Annotated in this window: 18 protein-coding genes and 3 pseudogenes; 11 read left to right on the top strand and 10 right to left on the bottom strand. The window is 71.2% G+C overall.

Annotation, left to right across the window (positions count from 1 at the left end):
• Nucleotides 1–225: 225 nt before the first annotated feature.
• The 3 genes and pseudogenes from G567_RS0103360 (at nucleotide 226) to G567_RS35915 (ending at nucleotide 1580) form a co-directional block, all read left to right on the top strand.
• The gene (locus tag G567_RS0103360) at nucleotides 226–633 is read left to right on the top strand and encodes a YciI family protein (RefSeq protein ID WP_028928855.1); all 408 of its coding nucleotides are present in this window, start codon (nucleotides 226–228) and stop codon (nucleotides 631–633) included.
• Between the two features lie 5 nt (nucleotides 634–638).
• A pseudogene (locus G567_RS26560) lies at nucleotides 639–1088 on the top strand (DUF6596 domain-containing protein); the annotation flags it as partial.
• A gap of 204 nt (nucleotides 1089–1292) precedes the next feature.
• Entirely contained in the window at nucleotides 1293–1580 is a 288-nt protein-coding gene (locus tag G567_RS35915; RefSeq protein WP_307724116.1) for a helix-turn-helix domain-containing protein, read from the top strand.
• Between the two features lie 108 nt (nucleotides 1581–1688).
• On the opposite strand, the gene ltrA is transcribed toward G567_RS35915, so the two are convergent.
• Nucleotides 1689–3092: a group II intron reverse transcriptase/maturase gene (gene ltrA / locus G567_RS0103345; RefSeq protein ID WP_245585519.1), complete on the bottom strand. Its 1404-nt coding sequence runs from the start codon at nucleotides 3090–3092 to the stop codon at nucleotides 1689–1691.
• A gap of 388 nt (nucleotides 3093–3480) precedes the next feature.
• Between ltrA and G567_RS26550 the strand changes: the two genes are divergently transcribed.
• Nucleotides 3481–4191 (top strand): transposase family protein, encoded by a 711-nt coding sequence (locus G567_RS26550; protein WP_307724115.1) that lies wholly within the window; start codon nucleotides 3481–3483, stop codon nucleotides 4189–4191.
• Nucleotides 4192–4431: 240 nt separating this feature from the next.
• A complete protein-coding gene (locus G567_RS35910) occupies nucleotides 4432–5391 on the top strand; it encodes an AraC-like ligand-binding domain-containing protein (RefSeq protein WP_028928852.1) in 960 nt (319 codons plus the stop codon).
• A gap of 37 nt (nucleotides 5392–5428) precedes the next feature.
• Here G567_RS35910 and G567_RS32730 read toward each other — a convergent pair.
• From G567_RS32730 to G567_RS0103305, 5 genes and pseudogenes are all read right to left on the bottom strand, one after another.
• Nucleotides 5429–6595 (bottom strand): annotated as a pseudogene (locus G567_RS32730) (molybdopterin molybdotransferase MoeA); the annotation flags it as partial.
• A 14-nt stretch (nucleotides 6596–6609) separates the two neighbouring features.
• A complete protein-coding gene (locus tag G567_RS0103325; protein WP_028928850.1) occupies nucleotides 6610–7596 on the bottom strand; it encodes an NAD(P)/FAD-dependent oxidoreductase in 987 nt (328 codons plus the stop codon).
• A complete protein-coding gene (fdxA, locus tag G567_RS0103320; protein ID WP_028928849.1) occupies nucleotides 7596–7907 on the bottom strand; it encodes a ferredoxin in 312 nt (103 codons plus the stop codon). Before fdxA ends, G567_RS0103325 begins: the two co-directional genes overlap by 1 nt.
• 76 nt (nucleotides 7908–7983) lie before the next feature.
• The gene (locus G567_RS0103315) at nucleotides 7984–10140 is read right to left on the bottom strand and encodes a molybdopterin-containing oxidoreductase family protein (protein ID WP_028928848.1); all 2157 of its coding nucleotides are present in this window, start codon (nucleotides 10138–10140) and stop codon (nucleotides 7984–7986) included.
• A gap of 408 nt (nucleotides 10141–10548) precedes the next feature.
• Nucleotides 10549–10790: pseudogene (locus tag G567_RS0103305) on the bottom strand (aldehyde dehydrogenase family protein); the annotation flags it as partial.
• Nucleotides 10791–10951: 161 nt separating this feature from the next.
• Here G567_RS0103305 and G567_RS0103300 point away from each other — a divergent pair.
• Complete coding sequence (locus G567_RS0103300; protein WP_037055597.1) at nucleotides 10952–12598, top strand: AMP-binding protein; 1647 nt, start codon at nucleotides 10952–10954, stop codon at nucleotides 12596–12598.
• Between the two features lie 21 nt (nucleotides 12599–12619).
• On the opposite strand, the gene G567_RS0103295 is transcribed toward G567_RS0103300, so the two are convergent.
• Nucleotides 12620–13102 carry a methyltransferase family protein gene (locus G567_RS0103295; protein ID WP_051232249.1) on the bottom strand — a complete coding sequence of 161 codons (483 nt, stop codon included), beginning with the start codon at nucleotides 13100–13102 and terminating at the stop codon, nucleotides 12620–12622.
• Between the two features lie 280 nt (nucleotides 13103–13382).
• On the opposite strand from G567_RS0103295, the gene G567_RS0103290 reads away from it, so the two are divergent.
• Nucleotides 13383–14579, top strand: a complete 1197-nt coding sequence (locus G567_RS0103290) for a luciferase domain-containing protein (protein WP_051232183.1) — start codon at nucleotides 13383–13385, stop codon at nucleotides 14577–14579.
• 186 nt (nucleotides 14580–14765) lie between these two features.
• On the opposite strand, the gene G567_RS0103285 is transcribed toward G567_RS0103290, so the two are convergent.
• From G567_RS0103285 to G567_RS0103275, 3 genes are all read right to left on the bottom strand, one after another.
• Nucleotides 14766–15437, bottom strand: a complete 672-nt coding sequence (locus G567_RS0103285; RefSeq protein WP_028928842.1) for an HAD family hydrolase — start codon at nucleotides 15435–15437, stop codon at nucleotides 14766–14768.
• Nucleotides 15438–15504: 67 nt separating this feature from the next.
• Complete coding sequence (locus G567_RS0103280; RefSeq protein WP_028928841.1) at nucleotides 15505–16605, bottom strand: LLM class flavin-dependent oxidoreductase; 1101 nt, start codon at nucleotides 16603–16605, stop codon at nucleotides 15505–15507.
• Between the two features lie 61 nt (nucleotides 16606–16666).
• Complete coding sequence (locus tag G567_RS0103275; RefSeq protein ID WP_028928840.1) at nucleotides 16667–18211, bottom strand: PucR family transcriptional regulator; 1545 nt, start codon at nucleotides 18209–18211, stop codon at nucleotides 16667–16669.
• A gap of 178 nt (nucleotides 18212–18389) precedes the next feature.
• Here G567_RS0103275 and G567_RS0103270 point away from each other — a divergent pair, with 178 nt between their 5' ends.
• From G567_RS0103270 to G567_RS26545, 4 genes are read left to right on the top strand one after another with little or no spacing between them, the layout of a single operon-like run.
• Nucleotides 18390–19388 (top strand): LLM class flavin-dependent oxidoreductase, encoded by a 999-nt coding sequence (locus tag G567_RS0103270; RefSeq protein WP_028928839.1) that lies wholly within the window; start codon nucleotides 18390–18392, stop codon nucleotides 19386–19388.
• 40 nt (nucleotides 19389–19428) lie between these two features.
• A complete protein-coding gene (locus tag G567_RS0103265) occupies nucleotides 19429–20505 on the top strand; it encodes an S-methyl thiohydantoin desulfurase family protein (RefSeq protein ID WP_028928838.1) in 1077 nt (358 codons plus the stop codon).
• On the top strand, nucleotides 20498–22063 hold the full coding sequence (locus tag G567_RS0103260; RefSeq protein ID WP_028928837.1) for a hydantoinase/oxoprolinase N-terminal domain-containing protein: 1566 nt from the start codon (nucleotides 20498–20500) through the stop codon (nucleotides 22061–22063). Before G567_RS0103265 ends, G567_RS0103260 begins: the two co-directional genes overlap by 8 nt.
• A 21-nt stretch (nucleotides 22064–22084) precedes the next feature.
• Nucleotides 22085–22957: an FAD binding domain-containing protein gene (locus G567_RS26545; protein ID WP_051232181.1), complete on the top strand. Its 873-nt coding sequence runs from the start codon at nucleotides 22085–22087 to the stop codon at nucleotides 22955–22957.
• Nucleotide 22958 lies beyond the last annotated feature (1 nt).

The following is a 22958-nucleotide window of genomic DNA, read 5'->3' as shown; positions in this document are numbered from 1 at the left end:
CTCGCGAGGGGGCGACCTCGTCCTGGACGGTCGCTGCTGATCTTGGAAGGCCTCGTTCCGTCTCGCCGTCGCGCCACGCCATGGACCGGACATCGCGAGACGGCTCACCCAGGCTCATCTACGAGAGCCAAAATTTCGGACGGCGATGTCGAGAACCCGGGTCTGGCTCCGTCCCCGCGGTGAACGTGACCGAAATGGGTCGCACCAGCATCGAGGAGAAACACGATGGCCAAGTACTTGCTGCTCAAGCACTACCGCGGCGCTCCGGCTTCGGTCAACGACGTGCCCATGGACCGGTGGACGCCGGAGGAGATCTCGGCGCACGTGCAGTACATGCACGACTTCGCGACCCGGCTGGAGGGGACCGGCGAGTTCGTCGACAGTCAGGCGCTCGCCCCTGAGGGGACGTTCGTCCGGTACGACGGCGACGGACGCCCGCCGGTCACCGACGGCCCATTCGCCGAGACCAAGGACCTCATCGCCGGCTGGATGGTGATCGACGTCGACAGCTACGAGCACGCCATCGAGCTGGCCGGGGAGCTGTCGGCCGCCCCGGGGGCGGGCGGGAAGCCGATCCACGAGTGGCTCGAGGTGCGCCCGTTCCTGGCCGCGCCGCCCACCATCACGGAGTGACCGGGCCTGCGGTGGACGACACGCTCCAGCTCTACTTCCTGTGCGCCCACCTGACGCTGACGCCGTCGTCCGCGGTCGCGCTCACGCTGCGAGCCGTCGGCGGGCTGACCACCCGCCAGATCGCCCAGGCCTACCTGGTGCCCGAGGCGACCATGGCGCAGCGCATCAGCCGGGCCAAGCGCACCGTCTCCGGCGTGCGGTTCGACCGGCCCGGCGACGTCGCCACCGTGCTGCGCGTCCTCTACCTGGTTTTCAACGAGGGCTACTCCGGCGACGTCGACCTCGCCGCCGAGGCCATCCGGCTCACCCGGCAGCTCGCGGCCGCGATCGACCACCCCGAGGTGGCGGGGCTGCTCGCCCTCATGCTGCTCCACCACGCCCGGCGCGCCACCCGGACCGCGCCCGACGGCAGCCTGGTGCCGCTCGCGGAGCAGGACCGCGGCCGGTGGGACACTGAGCCTTTGCCAACCTGCCTGAGCAGGTCGGGAGTGTGCGGCGTGGCGTGACCTTGAATGGGTGAAGCTCCTGGTAGACGGGCGATTGCCTAGATCAACTCGTCCAGCCAGGAGCTTCATGTGTTGTCCTACCCGTCCGGGATGAGCGTGTCCACCCGCGCGCTGATCATGCTCACCGACGCGCTATGACAGCGCCGCACCCAGATCGGCACCCGATGGCGACGCCTGGACCCCGGCCGCCAGGCCCTGCTGGTGGTGGCCTACCTGGGCAAGGGCGAGACCTACGCCGATCTGGCCTGCGGATTCCGGGTCGGCACGTCGACGGTGTACCGGTACGTGCGCGAGGCCCTCGCGCTGCTCGCGGCGATGGCGCCCACGCTGGAGCAGGCGATCGAGGTCGCCTCGCGCAAGGCGTTCATGATCGGCGACGGCACCCTGCTGCGCATCGACCGGGTCGGCATGGCCAGCGGGTACGACCGGGCGTTCTGTTGAGTCGGCACGGAGCGCGGTGCCGGTGTTGCCACCGGTCCGTTTCTCCGTGCCGCTCGCCGAACCCGGCGTGCGACTCTCACCGCACCGGGCTCTCCACGGTCTCTGCCTTCAGGCGTGGTTGAGGCTCCAGGGGGTGGGGATCGTGTTGCCGCGGTAGCGGTACCGGGTGACCGGCATCGACACCGTGGCGAAGAGCTCGATCCCGTCCGCCGAGAGTCTTCTCCACCGGCCGTCGCGGTCGGTGAAGCGTCGCCGGAGGTCGGTCCAGTTCCAGCGGTGCAGCACCATCCACCAGCTGGAGACCCGCCGCCACACGAAGTGGTCGAGGGCCTTCAGGGTGGTCTTGCATACCGCGTGCCGGAAGTAGGCGACCCAGCCGCGCATGATCTGGTTGAGCCTGACCAGCACGGCCCTGGGGGCCTGTTGCGATGTCCTGTTCGTCAGGGCACGGATCTTGTCCTTCAGCTGCCGCAGCGGACGCTGGGCGATGAAGGTGTAGACGTACCAGCGGTTCGAGCCTCGCTTGCGGCGCCACTGGATGTGGAAGCCGAGGAAGTCGAACCCCTCCGACATGTGCACGATCTGGGTCTTGGCCGGTGAGAGCCGCAGTCCCAGAGGGCGCAGGATGTCGGTGATTTCCTCGCGCAGCCGGGCGACGTCGTCGCTGGCGCCGTCACCGGTGCTGTCGACCAGCACGACGAAGTCGTCCGCGTAGCGCACGATCCGCCAGTTCGGTCGACGGTAGCGGCGTCGATGCGCCCGTCTGCCTCTGGTCGACATCGTCCCGCCGGGCTTCCACGGCTCCATCAGCGCCTCGTCGAGTGCTGATAGGGCGATGTTGGCCAGCAGCGGGGACAGGATGCCGCCCTGCGGGGTGCCGGTCATGGTCGTCTGGTCCTGGCCGGTCTCGGTGAGGACACCGGCCTTGCAGAACGCCTTGACCAGCCCCACCACGCGCTTGTCTTTGACTCTGGCGCGCACGCGGCCCAGCAGGGCCGTGTGGTCGATGGAGTCGAAGCACGCCTCGATATCCGCGTCCAGCACCCAGCGGTAGCCGTGGGTGCCGTAGTAGTGGATCTCGGCGATGGCGTCGTGGGCCCGCCGCAGGGGCCGGAAGCCGTAGGAGACCGGCTCGAAGTCGGCCTCGAAGATCGGCTCCAGCACCAGCTTGAGCGCTGCCTGGACCACCCGGTCGGTGACGGTCGGGATGCCGAGGCGGCGCACCTTCCCGCTCCCGCCGGGCTTGGGGATCGCGCGTTCGCGCCCCGGCAACGGGCGGAACTGTCCCGTTTTCAGCGCGTGGCGCACGTCGTCCAGGAAGCCCGGGAAGCCGATCTCCCGCTCGACGTCGGCGACGGTGAGGCCGTCGACTCCGGCGGTTCGGGCTCCCCGGTTGCCCGCGACCCGCTCGAACGCCACGAGCAGCGTCGCCGGGTCGCACACGAGGTTGAACAAGTCATCGAACCTGCGGCCGGGGTCGGCCGCCGCCCAATGGTGAAGCTTGGCCTGCATCCCCGATACCCGCCGGCGAGGACCGAGATTCTCAGCCGGCGCGGCGCTGCTGTTCAGCGGCGCGTCTTTCGGCATTGCAGCCTCCTCCCTTCTCGATACCGCTGCCGCCCTTCCCCATGTGCCGGGCTCTCCCCGACTCGGAGTACTACAGCGGCTCCGCCCCGCCCCGGACCGATCGGCCGACGGTGGGCCCAGCCCCACGCCGCGCCGGATACGCGGGGAACGGGGCAGATCCGGGACGGTTCCCGTGTTCACTCGCTGTTCGATCGACGAAGGAGGAGCCCGGCTATACCCCCGCGGCCCTCGCCACGGCTACCCCGCAGCACTTCACCGTGGCCTCCCCGCGCGACCGCAGTAGACCGCCCGGGGAAGTCCCCACCGACCGAATATTCGGCGGGGACACACCGCATCCAGCCCAGATCCACCAGGTTCGAGCTGGCGTGCCTTAAGGAGGCGTAGACGCCGGTTCCTCGCGTACTCCTCTCCGTCTCGCTCGCCGGACCCGCGCCATCTGGCAGCGCTGGCACGTCCCGGCTTCGTCAGGGCTGCTCCCACCCACCCCGGCACCTCCCGGCGCGGGCTGCCCCCAGCTTCAACCGCCCTGCTGCGACAGGACGACGATGGCGGTCTCTCACCTCCACTCGAACAACAAGCGCCTCACGGCGCACACAGCGGCAAACACACGTGCCACGGGCTGAACGTGCAGGTCATCGCCGACCCGGCCGGACGGCCGGTGTGGATCTCCCCGCCGCTGCCCGGCGCCCGGCACGACATGGGTGCCGCCCGCGAGCACGGCATCCTCGACGCGCTGGCCGAGGCCGGGGTCCGGGCGGTCGCCGACACCGTCTACCAGGGCGCCGGACCCACCGTGGCCGTGCCCCAGCGGCGACGTCGCCTCGCCCCCGACACCGGCCGCTACCGGCCGCTGTCGCGCAACCAGCGCGAGGTCAACGCCGCGCACGCTCACCGACGCGGCCCGGGCGAGCGGGTCAACGCCGAGCTGAAGCACTGGAAGATCCTGCGCAAGATCCGCTCCAGCCCCGGCCGGGCCGCGGAGCTCGTCGCCGCCGTCCAAACCCTCATGATCGCGAGCGCTTGATCCAGGTTGGCAAAGGCTCATTGCCGGGCGCGCGCGAAGGCGCGGGTCGGCCGACTTCCGACAGCTCCGCAATGCCAATAACTCCGAGTATGTGGATATTCATGGAATATTTCTCCGCAGATACGGAGCCAAGCAGCCGTGCGCGACGAGGACTTACCGGCTCATCAAGACGGGATGCGCCACTGTTCATGTTAGATTCTCGCGCTGAATGCCATCGCCACATGACACGTGGAGAGTCCCATGGCAACCACCACCATCGACGTCTCGGCGGTCGCTCGTGGGGAACGACTGGACTTCTGGTGCTCCGCAGTATGCGACCAGTTCGTGACCCTCGACGTCGTGCCGTCCGACGGTGATCGGATGCACGGGCAGGTCGTCGCCAGTTCGGTCGGTGACGTCCGGCTTCGCGGGATCGGTGCGAGCGCTCACCGCTTCGAGCGCACCCCCGGCCTGATCCGCGGCGCGGACGAGGACTACTACCAGATCGCACTGGCCCGCCGCGGCAGCACACTCGTCACCCAGGACGGCCGGGAGACGATCATCCGGCCCGGCGAGTTCGTGCTCTACGACAGCAGCCGTCCGTTCACCTTCGTGACCGACGACGACTTCGAATACGTGGTCTGCCTGTTCCCGAAGCGCCTGATCCCGCTGCCGGCCGCCGATCTGGCCGCGGCGACAGCCGTGCGGTTCAATGGACGGCACGGTATCGGCGCCATGATTCCTCCGCTCCTGTCGGCCATGCGTCGACTCGGAGACGATCTGAACGAAGCCACCGAGATCGCCATTACGCAGACCGTGGGCGATCTGCTCGTCGCCGTGGTGACCAGCGAGATACCCTCCGCGGCCCCGGACAACGTGCATCTCGAGCGGGCCCAGGCGCACATTGCCGAACACATTTCCGACCGTCGGCTCAGCCCGCAGTCGGTCGCTGCCGCGTGCGCGATCTCCTCGAGTTACCTGCACAAGCTGTTCAGGGAGTCGGGCACGACGGTCACCGCATATATCCGGGAGCAACGTCTCCAGGGGTGCTGGCGGGACCTGCGCGCGCCCCGGTACGCCGGGCTCACCGTGACCGCGATCGGGGCCCGGTGGGGGTTGCCCGATCCCGCCCATCTGAGCAGGCTGTTCCGCGCGCGCTTCGGGATCTCACCCAGTGAGCACCGGCTGCAGAACTCGGGGATGGTCGTTCGCCCGCCCTGACCAGCGGTTCCTCCTCGCCGGTGGCGAGGAGCAGGACGTCGACCGGATCGCCCGCCCGCGCGCCGCGGCCGCTCGCGTCGAACTCGCGCAGACAGTTCACTCCCGCCAGCGCCCGGTAGGAGTGCGGCCCGGGAGCATCGACCGGGCGGGCTTCGTCCACGGCATCGTCGAGGACCGTGGGTACATACTCCCACCGTCCGGCCCGGGAGCGCAGCGCCACCCCGGACCGGACGCTTCGCCGGGGGCGGCCCGCCGGCAGGCCCATCGCCGCGCGCACGGCCGGCCGGACGAACAGCTCGAACGACACCCAGCAGGCCACCGGGTTGCCCGGAAGGGCGATCACCGGCGTTCCGTCGAGGATTCCGAGGCCCTGTGCGCCACCGGGTTTGAGCGCGAGGTGCCCGAACCCGACGCCGCGCGGACCGAGGGTGTCCTTGACGACCTCATGGTCACCGGCGCTGATCCCGCCGGACGTGACCAGCAGGTCGAGCTCCCCGAGGTACCGGGCGAGTAACGCGGCGAGCTCACCCGGCCGGTCGGCGACGAGCGGCAGCTGGACGGGCTGCGCTCCTGCTTCCGCCAGGGCCGTGACGAGCAGGATCCCGTTGGTGTCGTGAATCTGGCCGTGCCGACGGGTGCGCCCGACCGCCTCCAGCTCCGATCCGGCGGAGAGCACACCGACGCGCAGCCGCCGGTGAACCGCAAGCGCCGTGGCATCGGCCGCCGCCGCGGCGGCCAGCTGCGCCGGCCCCATCCGGGTGCCCGCAGGCAGGACCACCTCGCCCGCGGCGATGCCCTCACCGCGCCGCCGGGACGTGCCGGCCCGCGGTGAACGGCCCGGCCCGGTCACGCGCACGATGTCCCGGCCGCCGTCGGTCAGCCCGACGGGCACGACGGAGTCCGCTCCGCGGGGCAGCGGGGCCCCGGTCATGATCCGGTGCGCGGTGCCGGGCGCCAGGGGTGGCGGGACGCCGTGGCCTGCCGGGATCTCGGCGGCCACCGGCATCCCGGCCGTATCGATATCGGCGACGCGCAGCGCATAGCCGTTCATGGCTGAGTTGTCGAAGGCGGGCAGGTCGTCCATGGCGTGCACCGGCTCGGCCAGCACGCGTCCCGCACACGATCCGAGCGCTCGTCGCTCCACCCCGCTCGGCCCGACGAGTGCGGCGGCCAGTGCCGCGTGCTCGGCCACGGAGCGAGCCATCGCGTCCCTCCTCGTCAGGCCGCGTCGCTGGAGTGGCCGGGCACCGTCGACAGGCCGGGCCGCACCAGGGGCGTGAGGTTGTTGACCGCCAATGCGGCCTCGCCGAAGCCCACCGAGATCAGCTTCACCTTCCCGTCGAAGTCGGTGATGTCCCCGGCGGCGAAGACGCGGGGCCGGTTGGTGCGCATGGAGCGGTCCACCAGGATGTGCCGCCGTCGCAGGTCCAGCCCCCAGGTGGCCAGCGCGCCGAGATCGGCGTGGAACCCGAGCGCGGCGACCACCTCGGTGACGGCGAGCGTCGTGGCGGTGCCGCCGGCGTCGACGACGTCGACCTCCTCCACCCGGTCACCGCCGCGGATCTTCGCGACCTGGAGCGGGGTGAGGACGCGGACCGAGGACGCACGGAGCCGGGCGACGCTGTGCTCGTGAGCCCGGAACGCCTCGCGCCGGTGCACCAGGGCGACGCTCCGGGCGACCGGCTCCAGGCTCAGTGCCCAGTCGACGGCCGAGTCCCCGCCCCCGACCACCAGGACGTCGTGTCCCGCCAGCTCGGCCAGGCGCGGCACGAAGTACCGCACCCCCCGCCCGACGAACTCCCCACCCACCGGGAGCGGCCGGGGTCGGAAGCCGCCGATCCCCCCGGTGATCAGCAGCGCACCGGCGCGGACGACGGCACCCTGGTCGGTGGTCACCACCACCTCCTCGGGCGTCTCGTCGAGTTCGACGGCGCGGTGCCCCAGCAGGTAGTGCGGCTTGCCGAGCGACGCCTGCTCGACCAGGGAGTCCACCAGATCCTGGGCCTTGATCCGGGGAAACCCGGCGACGTCGAACACCGGTTTCTCGGGGTAGAGCGCCGCCATCTGACCGCCTGGCTGCTCGAGAGCGTCGATCACGACGACGGACAGCCCACGGAAACCGGCGTAGTAGGTGGCGTAGAGCCCGCACGGGCCGGCCCCGACGATCACCAGATCCGCATCGAGCGCGTCCGCGTGCCCCGTCATCAGCGGGGCTTCCGCTCGTCGACGATCGGATGGTCGACACCCACGCTCGTGTCGGCCGCGCCGCCGCCCAGCTGCTGCGCCCGGACGAACTCGGCCGCGGCGGCGGTGAACACGGCCAGCTCATCCGGGATCTTGTGTTCCCAGTAGATCGCGTCGCTCGGACAGGCGGGCATGCACTTGCCGCAGTCCACGCACTCGTCCGGGTGGATGTACATCATCCGGTCGCCCTGGTAGATGCAGTCGACGGGGCATTCTTCGACACACGACCGGTCGAGGACGTCGACGCACGCATCGGTGACGACGTAGGCCATCGGGGTCCTTCCTGAAGGTTGGCGCAACCGCGGCCCGCCGGGATCGGTGCGGGCCGCGGAGCGTGGTGAACAGCGGTCAGGCGATCTCGACCTCGACCAGCGTGTCCGAGAACGTCGGGGCGTTCCCGAGGTCCGCGAACGCGGTCGGAGTCACCGCGGCGAGGGTCGCGCTGGCCTTGGAGTGCTTCCGCCAGCCACCCAGGCTGGACACGACCACTCCGGGCAGCACCGCGTCGTCGATCTTGGCGAGCACGGTGAACTCACCCCGGTCGTTGAAGATCCGCACCGGGTCGCCGTCACCGATGCCGCGCGCGGCGGCGTCGTCGGGATGGATCAGGACGTTCGGCTCCTTCTGCACCTGGCGGTGGAAGGTGAGGTTGCCGAAGCTGGAGTTGAGGTAGGCATGTGCCTTCGGGGTCAACAGGTTGAGGGGGTAACGCGCGGCCAGCTCGGGGTCCGTGTGGACCGACTCGCGCGGCGGGATGTAGTGCGGGAGCGGGTCGACCGGCTGACCGGGCTGGTGGTCGTTGGAACCCTGGCGGAACAGCGGGAGCACGAAGTTGCCGCCCGCCGCGGCGGAGGCGACGAACTCGGCCTTGCCCGACGCCGTCGGGAAGTTGCCCTCGGCGTGCGGCGCGTAGGACTCCGGAGGTGCGACGTTGAGCCGCTGCCAGCCCCTCTCCTTCAGCGACTCGACAGTGATCCCCGCCATGTGCGGGTGGGACCAGTCGAACGCCTCGGCGATCATCTCCTGGTCGGTCCGCCGGAAGACAGGTTCGGTGTAGCCCATCCGCGCGGCCAGCCGACGGAACAGCTCGGTGTTGGGGACGGCCTCACCGATCGGGTCGATCGCGCGATGGTTGTAGGTCACGTACAGGTGGCCCCAGGAGAACATGATGTCGTCCTGCTCGAGCTGGGTGGTGGCCGGCAGCACGATGTCCGCGTATTCCGCGGTGTCGGTCATGAACTGCTCGCTGACGACGGTGAACAGGTCGTCGCGTTTCAGTCCCTCGATCAGCGTGTCCTGGTCGGGGCACACCACGACCGGGTTGGAGTTGTAGACCATCAGCGCCGTGATCGGCGGGTCCAGGGCCAGCCCGCCGGTGAGCGCCTCGCCGAGCTGGAACTGGTTCACCACGCGCTTGCCCGGCGTCAGCATCTCGGGATGCATGAACGCGCCCCAGTTCACCGGGAACGCCCACAGCGGCAGCTGCAGGATCCCGCCGCCGGGTTTGCGCCACGCACCGACCAACCCGGGCAGGCAGGCCAGCGCGCGGACGGTCTGACCGCCGCCGGCGTGCCGCTCGATGGCGACGCCGATGCGGATGACCGACGGCTGGGCGCCGGCGTACTCGCGGGCGAGCGTGCGGATCGTGTCGGCGGGGACGCCGGTCTCGATCTCGGCCCACTCCGGGGTGTACTGCGCGACCCGCTCCACGAACGCGTCGTAGCCGACGGTGTGGTTCGCGATGTAGTCGTCGTCGGTGAGGCCCTCGGTGATGATCACATTCGCCATGGCGAGCGCCAGCGCGCCGTCGGTGCCCGGGCGCAGGGCGATGTGTTGGTCCGCGGCCGCGGCGGTACGGGTCCGAACCGGGTCGACCACCACGACCTTCGCGCCGCCCCTGCGTGCCTCGGCGATGTAGGGCCACAGGTGCAGGTTGGTGCTCATGATGTTGCAGGCCCAGACGAGGATGAACCTCGAGTGCACCAGGCTCTCGGGGTCGACCCCGGCGGTGTCGCCGATGGTCATCGCGTAGGCGGTGCAGGCACCGGAGTCGCAGTAGGTGCGTTCGGCCACCGTCGCGCCCAGCTTCGCGAAGAACGGGTCGCCGACGTTGAGCCCGTTGAGGATGCCCTGGGTGCCGAGGTAGCTCACCGGCATGATCGCCTCAGGGCCGTGTTCCTCGGCGATCGCGGTGAACCGCGCCGCGATCTCGTCGAGCGCGGCGTCCCAGGTGATCCGCTCGAACCGGCCGCTGCCCTTCGGACCGGTGCGGCGCAGCGGAAACAGCACCCGGCCCGGGTCATAGACCTTGTCGAGATAGTTGTTGACCTTGACGCAGAGGCCGCCGTTGGTGAACGGGTGGTCCGGGTCGCCCTTCACCTCGACCGCCTTGCCCTCGGCGACGGTCACGAGCATGGCGCAGGTGTCGGGACAGTCCTGCGGACAGGCGGCGCGAACGGTGGACCTCTCGGCCGGGGTCACGGGGGAATCAGCGACAGCCGTCATCGGGGCTCCTACGCCACCGGCCTGGACACCCCGGCCGGCGGGCGGTGCGTGGTGGTTGGGTGTCCTGGCTGTCAGCATCGGCGCCACCGCCGGGTGTGGCTTGGACGTCCGAGCACTGCTGTTGCCGATCCCGGCACTGCTCCGGTCCTTCATGGTCCGGAGCGCGGGCGAGCCGCAAGAACAGATTCACGCCCTGAGTTCGGGGAACTGGTCGTCGCGCCACTCGGTCCGCGCCGCCGCGGCCGGATCGTCCTGCTCACGCGCCCGCAGCTCGACCCGGCGGATCTTCCCCGAGATCGTCTTCGGCAGGTCCCAGAGCTCGAGGCGACGCACCCGTAGGTAGGGGGCCAGGTTCTCCCGGCCGTGGTAGCCGGTCATGAGGTTCGTCGGGCGGCTGGTGATGCCCGAGGCGATCGCGGCGCCCGCGACGCCGAAGCCGGTCACGATGTTGACCACGCCCGGCGGAAGCCCGCCTCCTCGAACAAGGTACCGAGCAGCAGCGCGGTCAGCGGCGTCTTCTCCGCGGGCTTGGGCACGACGGTGTTGCCCGCCGCGAGCGCCGGCGCGATCTTCCAGGCCGCCATGAGCAGCGGGAAGTTCCACGGCACGATCTGGCCGCACACACCCACCGGCTCGCGCAGCGTGTAGGCGCCGAAGTCGAGAAAGCGGCGGTACCTCGATGCCCGGGCCAGACCCGTCGAGGAGTGCGAGCAGGCGGTCTACTCTCGCTGATCCGGTGGTGAACCGCAGGCATAGCGAGGGGTCCCAGCGATCCCGAGGTAGATCTGACGACTGCGAGGTGCCGACAACGATGTCCGCAGAACAACGTGTCGAGCAGTTGCTGAGTGAATACGGCGAGGCCGACCTGTCCGTGGCCGCCGTCCTGTGCGACCGCCATCCCACCGACGCCGTGGCCGTCACGATCGCGCACGAGACCGGCCGGACCGATCTGACGTACGGCGAACTGCGGGACCGGTCCGAGCGGCTCGCCGCCGGCCTGGCGTCGCTGGGGGTCACGCCCGGCAGCCGGGTCGCCACGCTGCTGCCCAAGGGCGAGGAGCTGCCCGTCGTGCTGCTCGCCATCTGGCGGCTCGGGGCCGTGTACGTGCCGCTGTTCACCGCGTTCGCCGCGCAGGCGATCGCGATGCGGCTCGAGTCGAGCGCAACCGCCGTGGTCGTGTGCTCGTCCGATCAGCGGTCCAAGCTCGAACCCGGCCCCGACATGCCCGCCGACGCCCCCTGGCGGATCGTCACGGTGGACGAACAGGTGCCGGCCGGCGACATCGGCTACGCCGACCTCGCCGACGGCTACAACCGGATCTCCATCCCGGCCGTCCAGGGTCCCGACGGCGGGTTCATCCAGCTCTACACCTCGGGAACGACCGGCAGACCCAAGGGCGTCGTGGTCCCGGCCCGCGCGCTCGCCGCGTTCGTCGCCTACCTCGAGCTCGGTCTCGACGTCCGCCCGGACGATGTCTACTGGAACGCCGCCGACCCCGGCTGGGCCTACGGCCTGTACTACGCGCTCTGCGCCCCGCTCGCCGCCGGCCGTCGCAGCGTGCTGTCGACCGGCACCTTCAGCCCCGCGAGCTTCTGGACGGTGCTGACGTCGCTCGGCGTCACGAACGTCGCCGCGGCGCCCACGGTGTTCCGCGCCCTGCGCGGCTCCGGGCTCCAGGTCCCTCCCGGCGTGGCGCTGCGGGTCGTCTCCAGCGCCGGCGAGCCCCTCACCCCGGACGTCGTCGAGTGGGCCAAGGACGCTCTCGGGGTCCCGGTGCTCGACCACTACGGCCAGACCGAGCTCGGCATGGCCGCGATCAACGGCCACCACGAGTCGGTGCGGGCCGAGGTCAAGCCCGGGTCGATGGGCCGGGCCATGCCCGGGTTCCGGCTGACGATGTTCGGTCAGGACAAGGACGTGCCCGCCGCGTCCGGCACGACCGGCCGCCTCGCCGTCGACGTCGCGGCCAGCCCCCTGTTCTGGTTCGCCGGCTACGCAGGGGACCCGGAGCGGACCGCCGAACGCTTCACCGCGGACCGCGCCTACTACCTGACCGGCGACGCCGCCTTCATGGACGCCGGCGGCCATGTCTTCTTCGGCGGGCGCGACGACGACGTCATCATCATGGCCGGCTACCGGATCGGCCCGTTCGACATCGAGTCCGTGCTGTCGAGCCACCCTCGGGTGGCCGAATGCGCCGTCATCGGCGCCCCCGACCCGGTGCGGGGGGAGGTCGTCGAGGCGTTCGTCGTGCCCCGCCCGTCGCCCGAAGGGAATCCGCCGGACACCGGGGAACTGGCCGTCGAGCTGCAGGAGCTGGTCCGCACCCGGTACGCCGCCCACGCCTACCCGCGGCGGGTGCACTTCGTCGACCAGCTGCCGAAGACGCCGAGCGGCAAGATCCAGCGGTTCCTGCTCCGCAAGGCGCGGTCGGAAGCCAGGGGTGAGGCTCGCTGACCGGCACCGCGCAGGCAACCCTCATCGGCCACCGGGCGGGGCGGCGGGGCGCCAGGGACGTAGCCGCGGCAGCCACCCGGGCACGTTGCGGCGGTACTCCTCGTACTGGGCGCCGAACCTCCGGACCAGCACCGGTTCCTCGTGCAGGCGCACGAAGGTCGCGACCGGTACCGCCGCGATCACCGGGTAGAGCAGAAGCCTCGGACGGCCGAGCAGCAGCGCCTGCCCGGCGACCGCGGCCCCCATCGCCACGTACATCGGGTGGCGGACGTGCCGGTAGATCCCGCCCACGACCAGCTTCTCCGGCGGCGCCATCGGCGCCGGCGTGCCCACCCCCTCGGTGACGAAGCGGACGAAGGAGGAGGCCAGCACCACCGCACCGCCCCCGACCAGGAGGGCACCGAGCGCGCGGGCGGGCGTCCCGCCGGGCACCGGGCGGCGGACGCGCCATCGGGTCAGCAACCACGGGATCACCCCGGCGAACACCGACGGGCCGACGGCCATCAGCACGGTGCCGGCCGCGGCCGCCGCCTGCGGACGGCCAGCTCAGGGGAATCCGCCATGGTTCATTGTCGGTCCATCGCACCCGCCGTCAACGCCGCCGCGCTCATGACGTTCGTTCGTGGGAGCTCGCGCGCGGCTTGGTCACCCGCCTCGGCGAGCGAGCCGATGTCCGTGAGGCGAGGGACGACGGCCCGCGGACATCCAGCTGAGGCTCTTGTCCGCTCCCGGCCCGCGGCGGGAGCCTGTGCGGTGCAGCTCGGGCGCCGGCGGGTGGAGGGCGATGGTGTTGCAGGACCGACGATCAACCGGCCCCGGCGATGCCCCGATGGTCGCCCGCTGGGGCACGGAGCACCCGTCGGCGCCGCTCGTGGTCGCCCTGCACGGCAACGGCACGAGCGAGCACTCCATGATCGAGCTCGCGCCGTGGCTGCCGCACGGGCCGGTCGCGTACGTGGCCGTGCGGGCCCCGCTCGTCGTGGGCACCGGGTTCTCCTGGTTCCTCGACGCGGGCGACGGCCGCCCGGATCCCGCCAGCCTGGCCGCGACGTGCCGATGGTTCCTCGGCTGGCTCGACACCGAGGGTGATCCGGGCCGGCCGGTCCTGCTGATGGGGTTTCGCGGTGGCGTGACATTCGCCGGAGCGCTGATGCTCGGTGCGCCGCATCGCTTCTCGGGTGGGGTGCTGCTCTACGGGGCGCTGCCGTTCGATACCCCGTCGCCCGATTTCCCCGCGCCGATGACCCGCGGCGGGCTCGCCGGGATGCCGGTGTTTCTCGCCCACGGCGCCGACGACACCCGCACCCCGGCGCACCTGCTCAGCCGCACCTGGGACTGGCTGGCCAAACAGAGCGGCGCCCCGCTGTGGGCCGAGCGCGCGCCCGGCGGCGAGCAGTTGGCCGGCAAGGTCGTCGGCGACGTCGGCACCTGGCTCGCCGACCGGCTCGACCACCTGCGCGCGCACGGCGAGAACCCGGTGCCCGACGGCGACGAGCCGCCGTGGCCGACCCTGCCGGGTGGTCGGCTTCCGGTCCGGGCCGGAGAGCTGCCCGAGGTCACCGCACGAATCCCGCAGCACCAGCAGTCCCAGAACGCGCCGGCGCACCTGCAGGCGCAGCTGTGGTCGCGGCTCGCCGCGCTCGACTCGGTGTCGACGGCGCCGACGACGGTGGGCGGGGCGGGCACCCGCGCGCTGCTGCTCGACCGCAACACCGCCGCGGGACCCGACGCGGCGTTCATCCTCCCCGACCTCGGCGAGTTCGCCCACCTGCACCCGGACCCCGACGGCAGCCTGCACCTCGTGCTGCCCGACGCGCTGGCCTACGACGCGCTGGCCAAGGGCTGGGCCATTGCCCATCCCCTCGCCGGGCTCCGCCTCAGTCCCGGAATGGTGCTGGTCCCCGGGCCGCGCGATGCCGTCGAGGTGGAGATCGTCGCCGGCATTGCCGCCGCCTCCCACCGGTACGCCGCCATTGGCTGATGCGTCGACCACGCACCGTCGCCGGGCTCGGCGTCGACGCCCGGAGCGGTTTTGGAGCCCGACCCCGTGGTAACCCGGTCGAGAGGAAGAGGAGGCCGACCGGCTCCTGGCCGGCCTGGAGAAGATGGACACCTCGAGCGCGGAGTTCGATCGCGCGTTCGCCGCGTTCGAGCATGAGGCGCAGGCTCAGCGCTCGGCCAGCACGGCCTCGATGAGCTCCGGGGTGAGATCGTCCAGCCGGTCGACCCGGGCCGCGGCGAGGTCGAGAGCGTCGTCGACCGGTGGGAAGTCGGGATTGGGTAGTGCGATGACGACGAGCCCGGCTGCGGCCGCCGATCGAAGCCCGTTGCTGGAGTCCTCGATCGCGACCGTCCCGTGTGCCGGCACCCCGAGGCGGGCGACGACGGCCTGATAGACGGCCGGTGACGGCTTTCCTGCCTCGACCTCCTCGGTCGAGATGGTGACCGAGAACTCGCCCCGCATCCCGCCCGCCGCCAGCACGGCGTCGATCAAGCGCCGCGGTGAGGACGACGCCAACCCCAGCCGCCAATGCGCGGCCAGGCGGCGAACCGCCGCGACCGCGCCAGGCAGCAGCGGCACGTGCTCGGCGTAGCGGGAGGCCATCCGTTCGATCACTGCGTGTGCCACGTCGTCGGCGGAGCCGGGCACACCCACGGTCTCGACGAGGTACCCGGACCACTCGGCGGTACTCATGCCCTGCATCGCGGCGGTGGCCTCGGCCGGCCAGGGCCGATGCGCGCGGGCAGCCAGCTCGCGTCGCACCCGGTCCCAGAGCTGCTCGGATTCGAGAAGCACGCCGTCGAGATCGAAGACGACGGCCTGCCGGCCGCGGGTCACCGTCGTACCCGAACATCGGCCCGAATCGGGTCCGAGACCCGGGCTCGGTCGAGATTGCTCATCGCCGTCATGCCACCCGCGGCTCCTCCTCGTCGGTCTCCCGCGCGGCCGTCAGGCTCGCGTGCGTGGGCGCGTCCGGGACGTGCGCCGGCTTGAGCGCGGCGAACTCCCGGCGCAGCACCGGCACGACCTGCCCGCCGAGCAGGTCCAGCTGCTCCAGCACCGCCTTCAGCGGCAGCCCGGCGTGGTCGAGGAGGAACAGCTGCCGCTGGTAGTCGCCCACGTAGTCGCGGAAGCCCAGGGTGCGGTCGATCACCTGCTGCGGGCTCCCGACGGTCAGCGGGGTCAGCTCCATGTAGTCCTCCAGCGAGGACCCGCCGCCGTAGACCGGGGCGTTGTCGAAGTACGGGCGGAACTCGGCGACGGCGTCCTGCGAGCGCGGACGCATGTACACCTGCCCGCCCAGCCCGACGATCGCCTGGTCGGCCGCGCCGTGCCCGTGGTGCTCGAACCGGCGCCGGTACAGCTGCACCATCCGCCGGGTGTGCTCGGCCGGCCAGAAGATGTGGTTGTGGAAGAACCCGTCGCCGTAGTAGGCCGCCTGCTCGGCGATCTCCGGGCTGCGGATCGAGCCGTGCCAGACGAACGGTGGCACCCCGTCCAGCGGCCGTGGGGTGGACGTGAAGCCCTGCAGCGGCGTGCGGAACCTGCCGTCGGCGTCCACGACGTCCTCGCGCCACAGCCGGCGCAGCAGCGCGTAGTTCTCCACCGCCAGCGGGATCCCGTCGCGGATGTCCTGGCCGAACCACGGGTAGACCGGCCCGGTGTTGCCCCGGCCCAGCATCAGGTCGACGCGCCCGTCGGCGAGGTGCTGCAGCATCGCGTAGTCCTCGGCGATCTTCACGGGGTCGTTGGTGGTGATCAGTGTGGTCGCCGTGGACAGCAGCAGCCGTTCCGTGCGTGCGGCGAGGTAGCCGAGCAGCGTGGTCGGCGAGGACGGCACGAACGGCGGGTTGTGGTGCTCGCCGGTCGCGAACACGTCCAGCCCGACCTCCTCGGCCGCCGTCGCGATCGCGACCATCGCCTGGATGCGCTCGGCCTCGCTCGGCGCGCGGCCGGTTGTCGGGTCGGGCGTGACGTCACCGACGGAGAAGATCCCGAACTGCATCCCTGCACCTCCGGTCGTTCAACTCTCAACTGTTGCTGGTGCAACGTGGCCCGCCCGGGGTTTATGCCGGGGACTGGGCGACGCGATGTTGGGAGCCTCTGGAGCTGTGCGGCATCGACTGCGCATAGCAGGCGAGGTAGAGGGCGAGGAATTGGTGGGGATCGTCGAGGTCGACCTCGAGCACAGCGAGCACCTTCCTTATCCGGTACGCGACCGTGTTGCGGTGCAGATAGAGTTGCTGCGCGGCTCGGCTTACGGAGCGGTTGGACTCCAGATAGACCCGTAGCGTGGCGGTGTACTCCAGCTTCTTGTTCGCCCCGAAGACAGCCAGCGGGGAGAGCAGGTCCTCGATGCTCTCGCGCACCGAGCTGGAGGAATACCACTCCACCAGGAGCCGGCTCAGGCCGGGCGCGTCGAACAGGATGGGCTGGTTGAAGGCGCCGCGCAGCCGGGCGCTCTGCAGGGCCGAGTCCGCCTCGGCCTTGGAGGCGCGCAGACCCTGCAGGCCCTCGTGCGAGCCACCGATGCCGCACAGGACGTGCAGGCCGGGAACGGACTCGGCGATCCGGTCGAGCACCGTCTGCACACCCGAGCGCAGCCGCCGCAACCCGGTCGGCCCGTCGGGGTGGTTCCCGGTCCGGAGCAGGAGAACACCGCCGGCTCGGGGTGCCATGGACCAGCACCCCTCCTGACGCGCCGCCGTCTGCGCGGCGACGCGACCGAGGGTCTGGGTGTGGTGGTAGGCAGCGACCGCGTCGCCCTGCACCATGCCCAGGAGATTCGTGAACTCCACGTTGACGACCTGGTTCCACGCCTCGACGTGGATGCCGATGTCCGCTGCCCGGCGCAGCAGGGGGCCGCTGTCCTCGTCGCCGCTGTCGAGCAGCTGGTTCACCAGCTCGCCTGCCGACAGCATCGACAGCTGCTCGGCCCGGTCGGTCTCGATGGAGCGCTTCGTCATCGCGGCCGACAGCCGCCACATGGACAGCTGAGCGAGGGAGTCCTCGGAGGTGGTGGTCGGGACCCGCTGCAGCCACGGGCCGTCCGCGTCCGTCATCACGGCCGGGATGCCGACCAGCCCGGGGTCGCGGTCGCCCAGCGTCAGGCCGAACAGATCGGCCGCTCCGGATCGCCGCAGCAGATCGTCGTCGCCGCAGCCCTCGGCCTCGATCCGGTCGACCTCCTGACAGACGCGGATCGCCCGCTCGAGCAACGTGGGGAGCTGGACGTCGAGCATCCGGACGATGGTGGTGAGCAGCTCGGTGACGTCCGAGGACCTCGTCAGCCGGACCAGTACCAGTTCCTCGCGCCGCGCCAGGGCGAGAGCGCTGAGCGAAGGTCGTGGCGCGCCGGTCTGCAGGACGAGACCGGTGACATTGCCGAGCCGGCGCAGGGCGACGTCGAGCTTGTACCCCTGGGCGTGCCGTGATGCGGCCCGGCCCAGGAGGACGAGTGCCTGCTCGGGAGCGTCACCGACCTCCGCGAGGTCCTCGGCCAGCCAGACGGCCCGGATCTCCCGGTCGGGCGACCCGGCCATGAGCTCGACGAGTCCGGGGTGACGCCGCTCCAGTTCCGTGAGCACGGCCGCGACCGTCAGCGTCTCCATGCCTCACTGTGCATTGTGCCAACAAGACAATCAACACCCGAATGTTGTGCAGGATGCCCATGGCTCCTCGGGTCCCGCCTCATTAACGTGACCTGCGTCACGGTGACCGACGAACCCGGCGCGGGATCGGGTTTCGGCCCGGGCTCGGGAGTCGACGGCAGGACGTGAAGGGGGCCTCGTGGCGAACGATCACCGACTCGGCATCCTGCTGATCAGCACCACCCCGCCCGAGCGCCTGCCCGAGCTGGCCAGGCTGTGCGAGGAGCTCGGCTTCGACGAGATCTGGCTGGCCGAGGACTACTTCTTCTACGGCGGCTTCACCGGGGTCGGGCAGGCTCTCGCCGCCACGGAGCGGATCCGGGTCGGCCTCGGGGTGGTCTCCTGCGTCGCTCGCCACCCCGCGGTGGCGGCGATGGAGATCGCCTCGCTGGGTCGGGCGTTCCCGGGGCGGTTCCTGTCGGGTATCGGCCACGGTGTTCCGGCCTGGGTGCAGCAGATGGGGTTGGCGCCGCGATCACCGATGCGCGCGCTCGAGGAGGCGGTCACCGCGATCCGCACGCTCCTCACGACCCGGGAACCGCAGACCTCGGAGGGGACCTACTTCACGCTCCGCGACGTCGCCCTGTTCCACCCGCCGCTCGCGAACGTTCCGCTCTACCTCGGGGTGATCGGCGAGAAGGGCTGCGAGCTGGCCGGCCGGATCGCCGACGGGAACGTCCTGTCCGTGCTGGCGCCGACCGAGTACGTGAGCTGGGCGCGCTCGCTCGGGCTGCGGGGCATGAGTCAGGCCGGCCGCAGCGGCTCGTTCAGCGTGCCGACCTTTGTACTGACCGCCGTCGACCACGACCGCGCCCGGGCCAGGACCGCGGTGCGACAGTCGCTGGCCTTCTACCTCAACGCGGTCGGGCCGACGCCGCTCACCGGCGTCATCGGCATCAACGACATGGTCGCGGAGCTGATCGCCGCGGGCGGCTACGAGGCGCTGCTGGACGGCATGCCCGACGACTGGGTCGACGTGCTGGCCATCTCCGGCACCCCCGACGAGGCGGCGGCCAGGATCGAGCAGTACTGGGCGGCCGGGGCGGACAGCGTGATCCTCTCCCCGCAGCCCGCCGAGTCCGCGGAGAGCCAGCTCAAGCTGATCGCCGGCGACGTGTTGCCGAGGCTGAACCGGTGATGGACGCGCGCCGAACCGCGGACGTCCCGGTCGCGAGGGGATGACGACGTTGCACATCGACCTGGGCAACCTGCCCGCGCTCGCGCTGGGCTGCACGGTGTTCGCCGGGGGCGGCGGCGGCGACCCGCGGATCGGCGAGCAGATGGCGATGGAGGCGATCCGTGAGTTCGGTCCGGTCGAGATCAGGTCGCTCGATGCGTTCGACGACGACGACCTGATCATGCCTTGCGGCATGATCGGGGCCCCGACCGTCATGGTGGAGAAGATCCCCAACGGCGCCGAGGGGCGCGCCATCCGGGAGACCTACGAGCGTATGTTCGGTCGACCGGTCACCGCCGTGATGCCGTTCGAGATGGGCGGCATCAACGGCGTCCTGCCGGTGGCGTGGGCCGCCTACGCAGGTCTGCCGCTGCTGGACGCGGACTTCATGGGGCGGGCCTTCCCCGAGCTGCAGATGCTCACGCCGCACCTGTACGGGATGTCGGGTTCACCCGCGGTGATCACCGACGAGCGGATGCAGACCGTCGTGTTCAACACGCGCGACAACATCTGGTTGGAGAAGCTCGTCCGCAACTGCGTCGCCTCGCTCGGGGGGTCGGCCTGCGGCGGGCTCTACCCGATGAGCGTCGGTCAGGCCCGCCGCCCGGCCATTGCCGGGACCGTGAGCAAGGCGATCCGGATGGGGGAGACGATCCGGCGCGGCGGCGGCGACCCCATCGACTCGATCGTGCGGGTCGCCCCGGTGGTGCGCCTGGGGCAGGGCAAGGTGGTCGACATCGAGCGCCGCACCAGCGGCGGATTCGTCCGCGGCTCCGCCCTGATCGAGGGCCTCGGCACCGACAAGGGACGACTGTTTCGGCTGGAGTTCCAGAACGAGAACCTCGTCGTGCTCGAGGACGGCGAGCCCCTGGCGACCGTCCCGGACATCATCACGCTGCTCGACATCCACACCGGGCACGGAATCGTGACCGAGGGGACGCGATACGGGCAGCGCATCCAGATCGTCGCGTTCCCGTCACCGCCGGTGTGGACCACCGCGGAGGGCCTCCGGGCGGTCGGGCCCCGGGCGTTCGGCTACGACTTCGACTTCCTCTCCGTGGCGGACCGGCATGCGTGAGGGCGGCGGACTGCGGGTCGGAATCGACGTCGGCGGCACCAACACCGACGCCGTCATCATCGATGCCCAGGACCGGCTGCTGGCGAAGGTCAAGCACCCCACCACCCCCGACGTGACCACGGGGATCCTGACGGCGCTCCAGTTCGTCCTCGAACAGCAGGACGGGGCCGCAGCGAAGGTCAGCCACGTCATGCTGGGGACGACGCACGCCACCAACGCGATCCTCGAGCGGCGCAACCTCAACCGGGTCGCCGCGATCCGGCTCGGCGGTCCGGCGACGCACTCCATCCCCCCGCTGTCGAACTGGCCCGTGGACCTGAAGGCCGCGATCTCGTGTGGGGGGACGATCGTCGACGGCGGGGTCGAGATGACCGGCGAGCCGATCGTGCCACTCGACGAGGACGCCGTGCGCCGATTCCTCGACAGCGTCTCCGAACAGGCCGAGGCGGTCGCGATCTCCGGGGTCTTCTCTCCGGTGTTGTCCGACCAGGAGTATCGGGTCGAGGAGCTGGTCCGCGAGGTGCTCGGCGACGTCCCCGTGTCGCTCAGCCACGAGATCGGCTCCCTCGGCCTGCTGGAGCGGGAGAACGCCTGCGTCCTCAACGCCGCGCTGGTCGCGGTCGCGGGCCGGGTCACCGCCGGCCTGAACAACGCGATGACCGCCAACGGCGTCACCGCCGAGGCGTACATCGCGCAGAACGACGGCACCCTGATGAGCCTGGACTACGTCCGCCGGTACCCCATCCTGACCATCGGTAGCGGACCGACCAACAGCATGCGTGGCGCCAGCTACCTGACCGGCGCGACGGACGCTCTGGTCGTCGACGTCGGTGGGACATCGACCGACATCGGGATCCTCAGCGCGGGCTTCCCGCGGGAGTCGTCGACCGCCGTGGAGATCGGCGGAGTGCGGACGAACTTCCGGATGCCGGATCTGGTGTCGCTGGCGATCGGCGGCGGCACGATCGTCAGCGAGTCCGATGGCACGGTGGCGCTCGGTCCGGGCAGCGTCGGCTACCGGCTGACGACCGAGGCGCTGGTGTTCGGCGGAGCGGTTCCGACCCTCACCGATGCGATTGTGGCCTCCGGGCGCGGCAGCGGGATCGGCGACGCGCGCCGGACGGCCGGTCGCGAAGACCTGCTGCAGCGGGCCATCGCCGCCTGCGATGTGCGGATCGAGGATGCGGTCGACCGGGTGAAGACGTCCGGTCGCGAACTCCCCCTGATCGCCGTCGGCGGCGGCAGCGGGTTGATCCCCGAGACGCTGGCCGGGGTCGCCGGTGTCCACCGCCCCGAGAACCACGACGTCGCCAACGCGATCGGCGCGGCCATAGCCTCGGTGTCCGGTGAGCTCGACCGTGTGTTCGCCTACGGCAAGGAGGGCCGTGACGAGGCCATCGCCGAGGCCGTGCGGCTGGCCCGCGACGAGGCGATCCGCGCCGGCGCCGACCCCGCGCACGTGGAGGTGGTCGAGATCGAGGAAGTGCCGCTGGCGTACCTCACCGACCCGGTCGCCCGCGTCCGCGTCAAGGCGGCCGGGCCGCTGAAGACGCATTGACCAACTGCGAAAGGAGGCGCCATGGAGCTTCGCGCCGTCGAGACCCTCGACGCAGCCCTCGAGGTGCTCTCCAGCGAGGGCGACCGGTGCCAGGTCCTCGCGGGCGGCACCGACGTGATGATCCAGCTCGCCCGCCGCGAGATCGCTCCCTCGGTCCTGCTCCACATCGAGAAGATCGCCGCACTGAGAGGGGTCGAGGGCAACGGCTCAGCTCGCTTCGGCCCGCTGGTGACCCACCGCGACCTGGCCAAGGGTGTGCTGGGCGAGCGGTTCCGCGCGCTGGCCGAGTCCGCCGCGACCTGCGGCGGCCTGCAGACGCAGGTGGTCGGCACGATCGGCGGGAACATCTGCAACGCCTCACCGGCCGCGGACACCCTGCCCGCGCTGCTCGTCCACGACGCCGAGGTGACGCTGCGCAGCACCGCGGCGACCCGGACGCTGCCGTTGCACGAGTTCATCGTCGGCCGGCGGGCGACGACGCGCCGAGCCGACGAGCTGCTCACCGAGATCACCCTGGTCCAGCCCGGCGAGGGCAGCGGCGACGTCTACCTGAAGGTCGGCCGGCGCAGCGCGATGGAGGTGGCGATCGTCGGGCTGGCGATGCGTCTGCGGTTCGACGGCGGCGGCACGGTGACCGAGGTCAGGATCGCCCTGGCCTCGGTCGGGCCCCGCCCGGTCCGGTCGGTCGAGGCCGAGGCGGCGCTGGTCGGCGGCCGGCTCGAACCGGACGCGATCGACGCGGCCGCGAGCGCCGTGCTGCGTGACATCACGCCGGTGGACGACGTGCGGGGAACCGCGGAGTACCGGCGCCGGGTGATCCCCGGGCTGCTGCACCGGGCGGCCGCGATCTGCACGCAGCGAGCGGGATGGACCTCCCCGGGGGGCGAAGGGTGAG

This window comes from Pseudonocardia asaccharolytica DSM 44247 = NBRC 16224 (assembly GCF_000423625.1).
GTDB lineage: Bacteria > Actinomycetota > Actinomycetes > Mycobacteriales > Pseudonocardiaceae > Pseudonocardia > Pseudonocardia asaccharolytica.
Note: the sequence above shows the minus strand (reverse complement) of the source record. Positions and strands in the feature narration are given on the sequence as shown.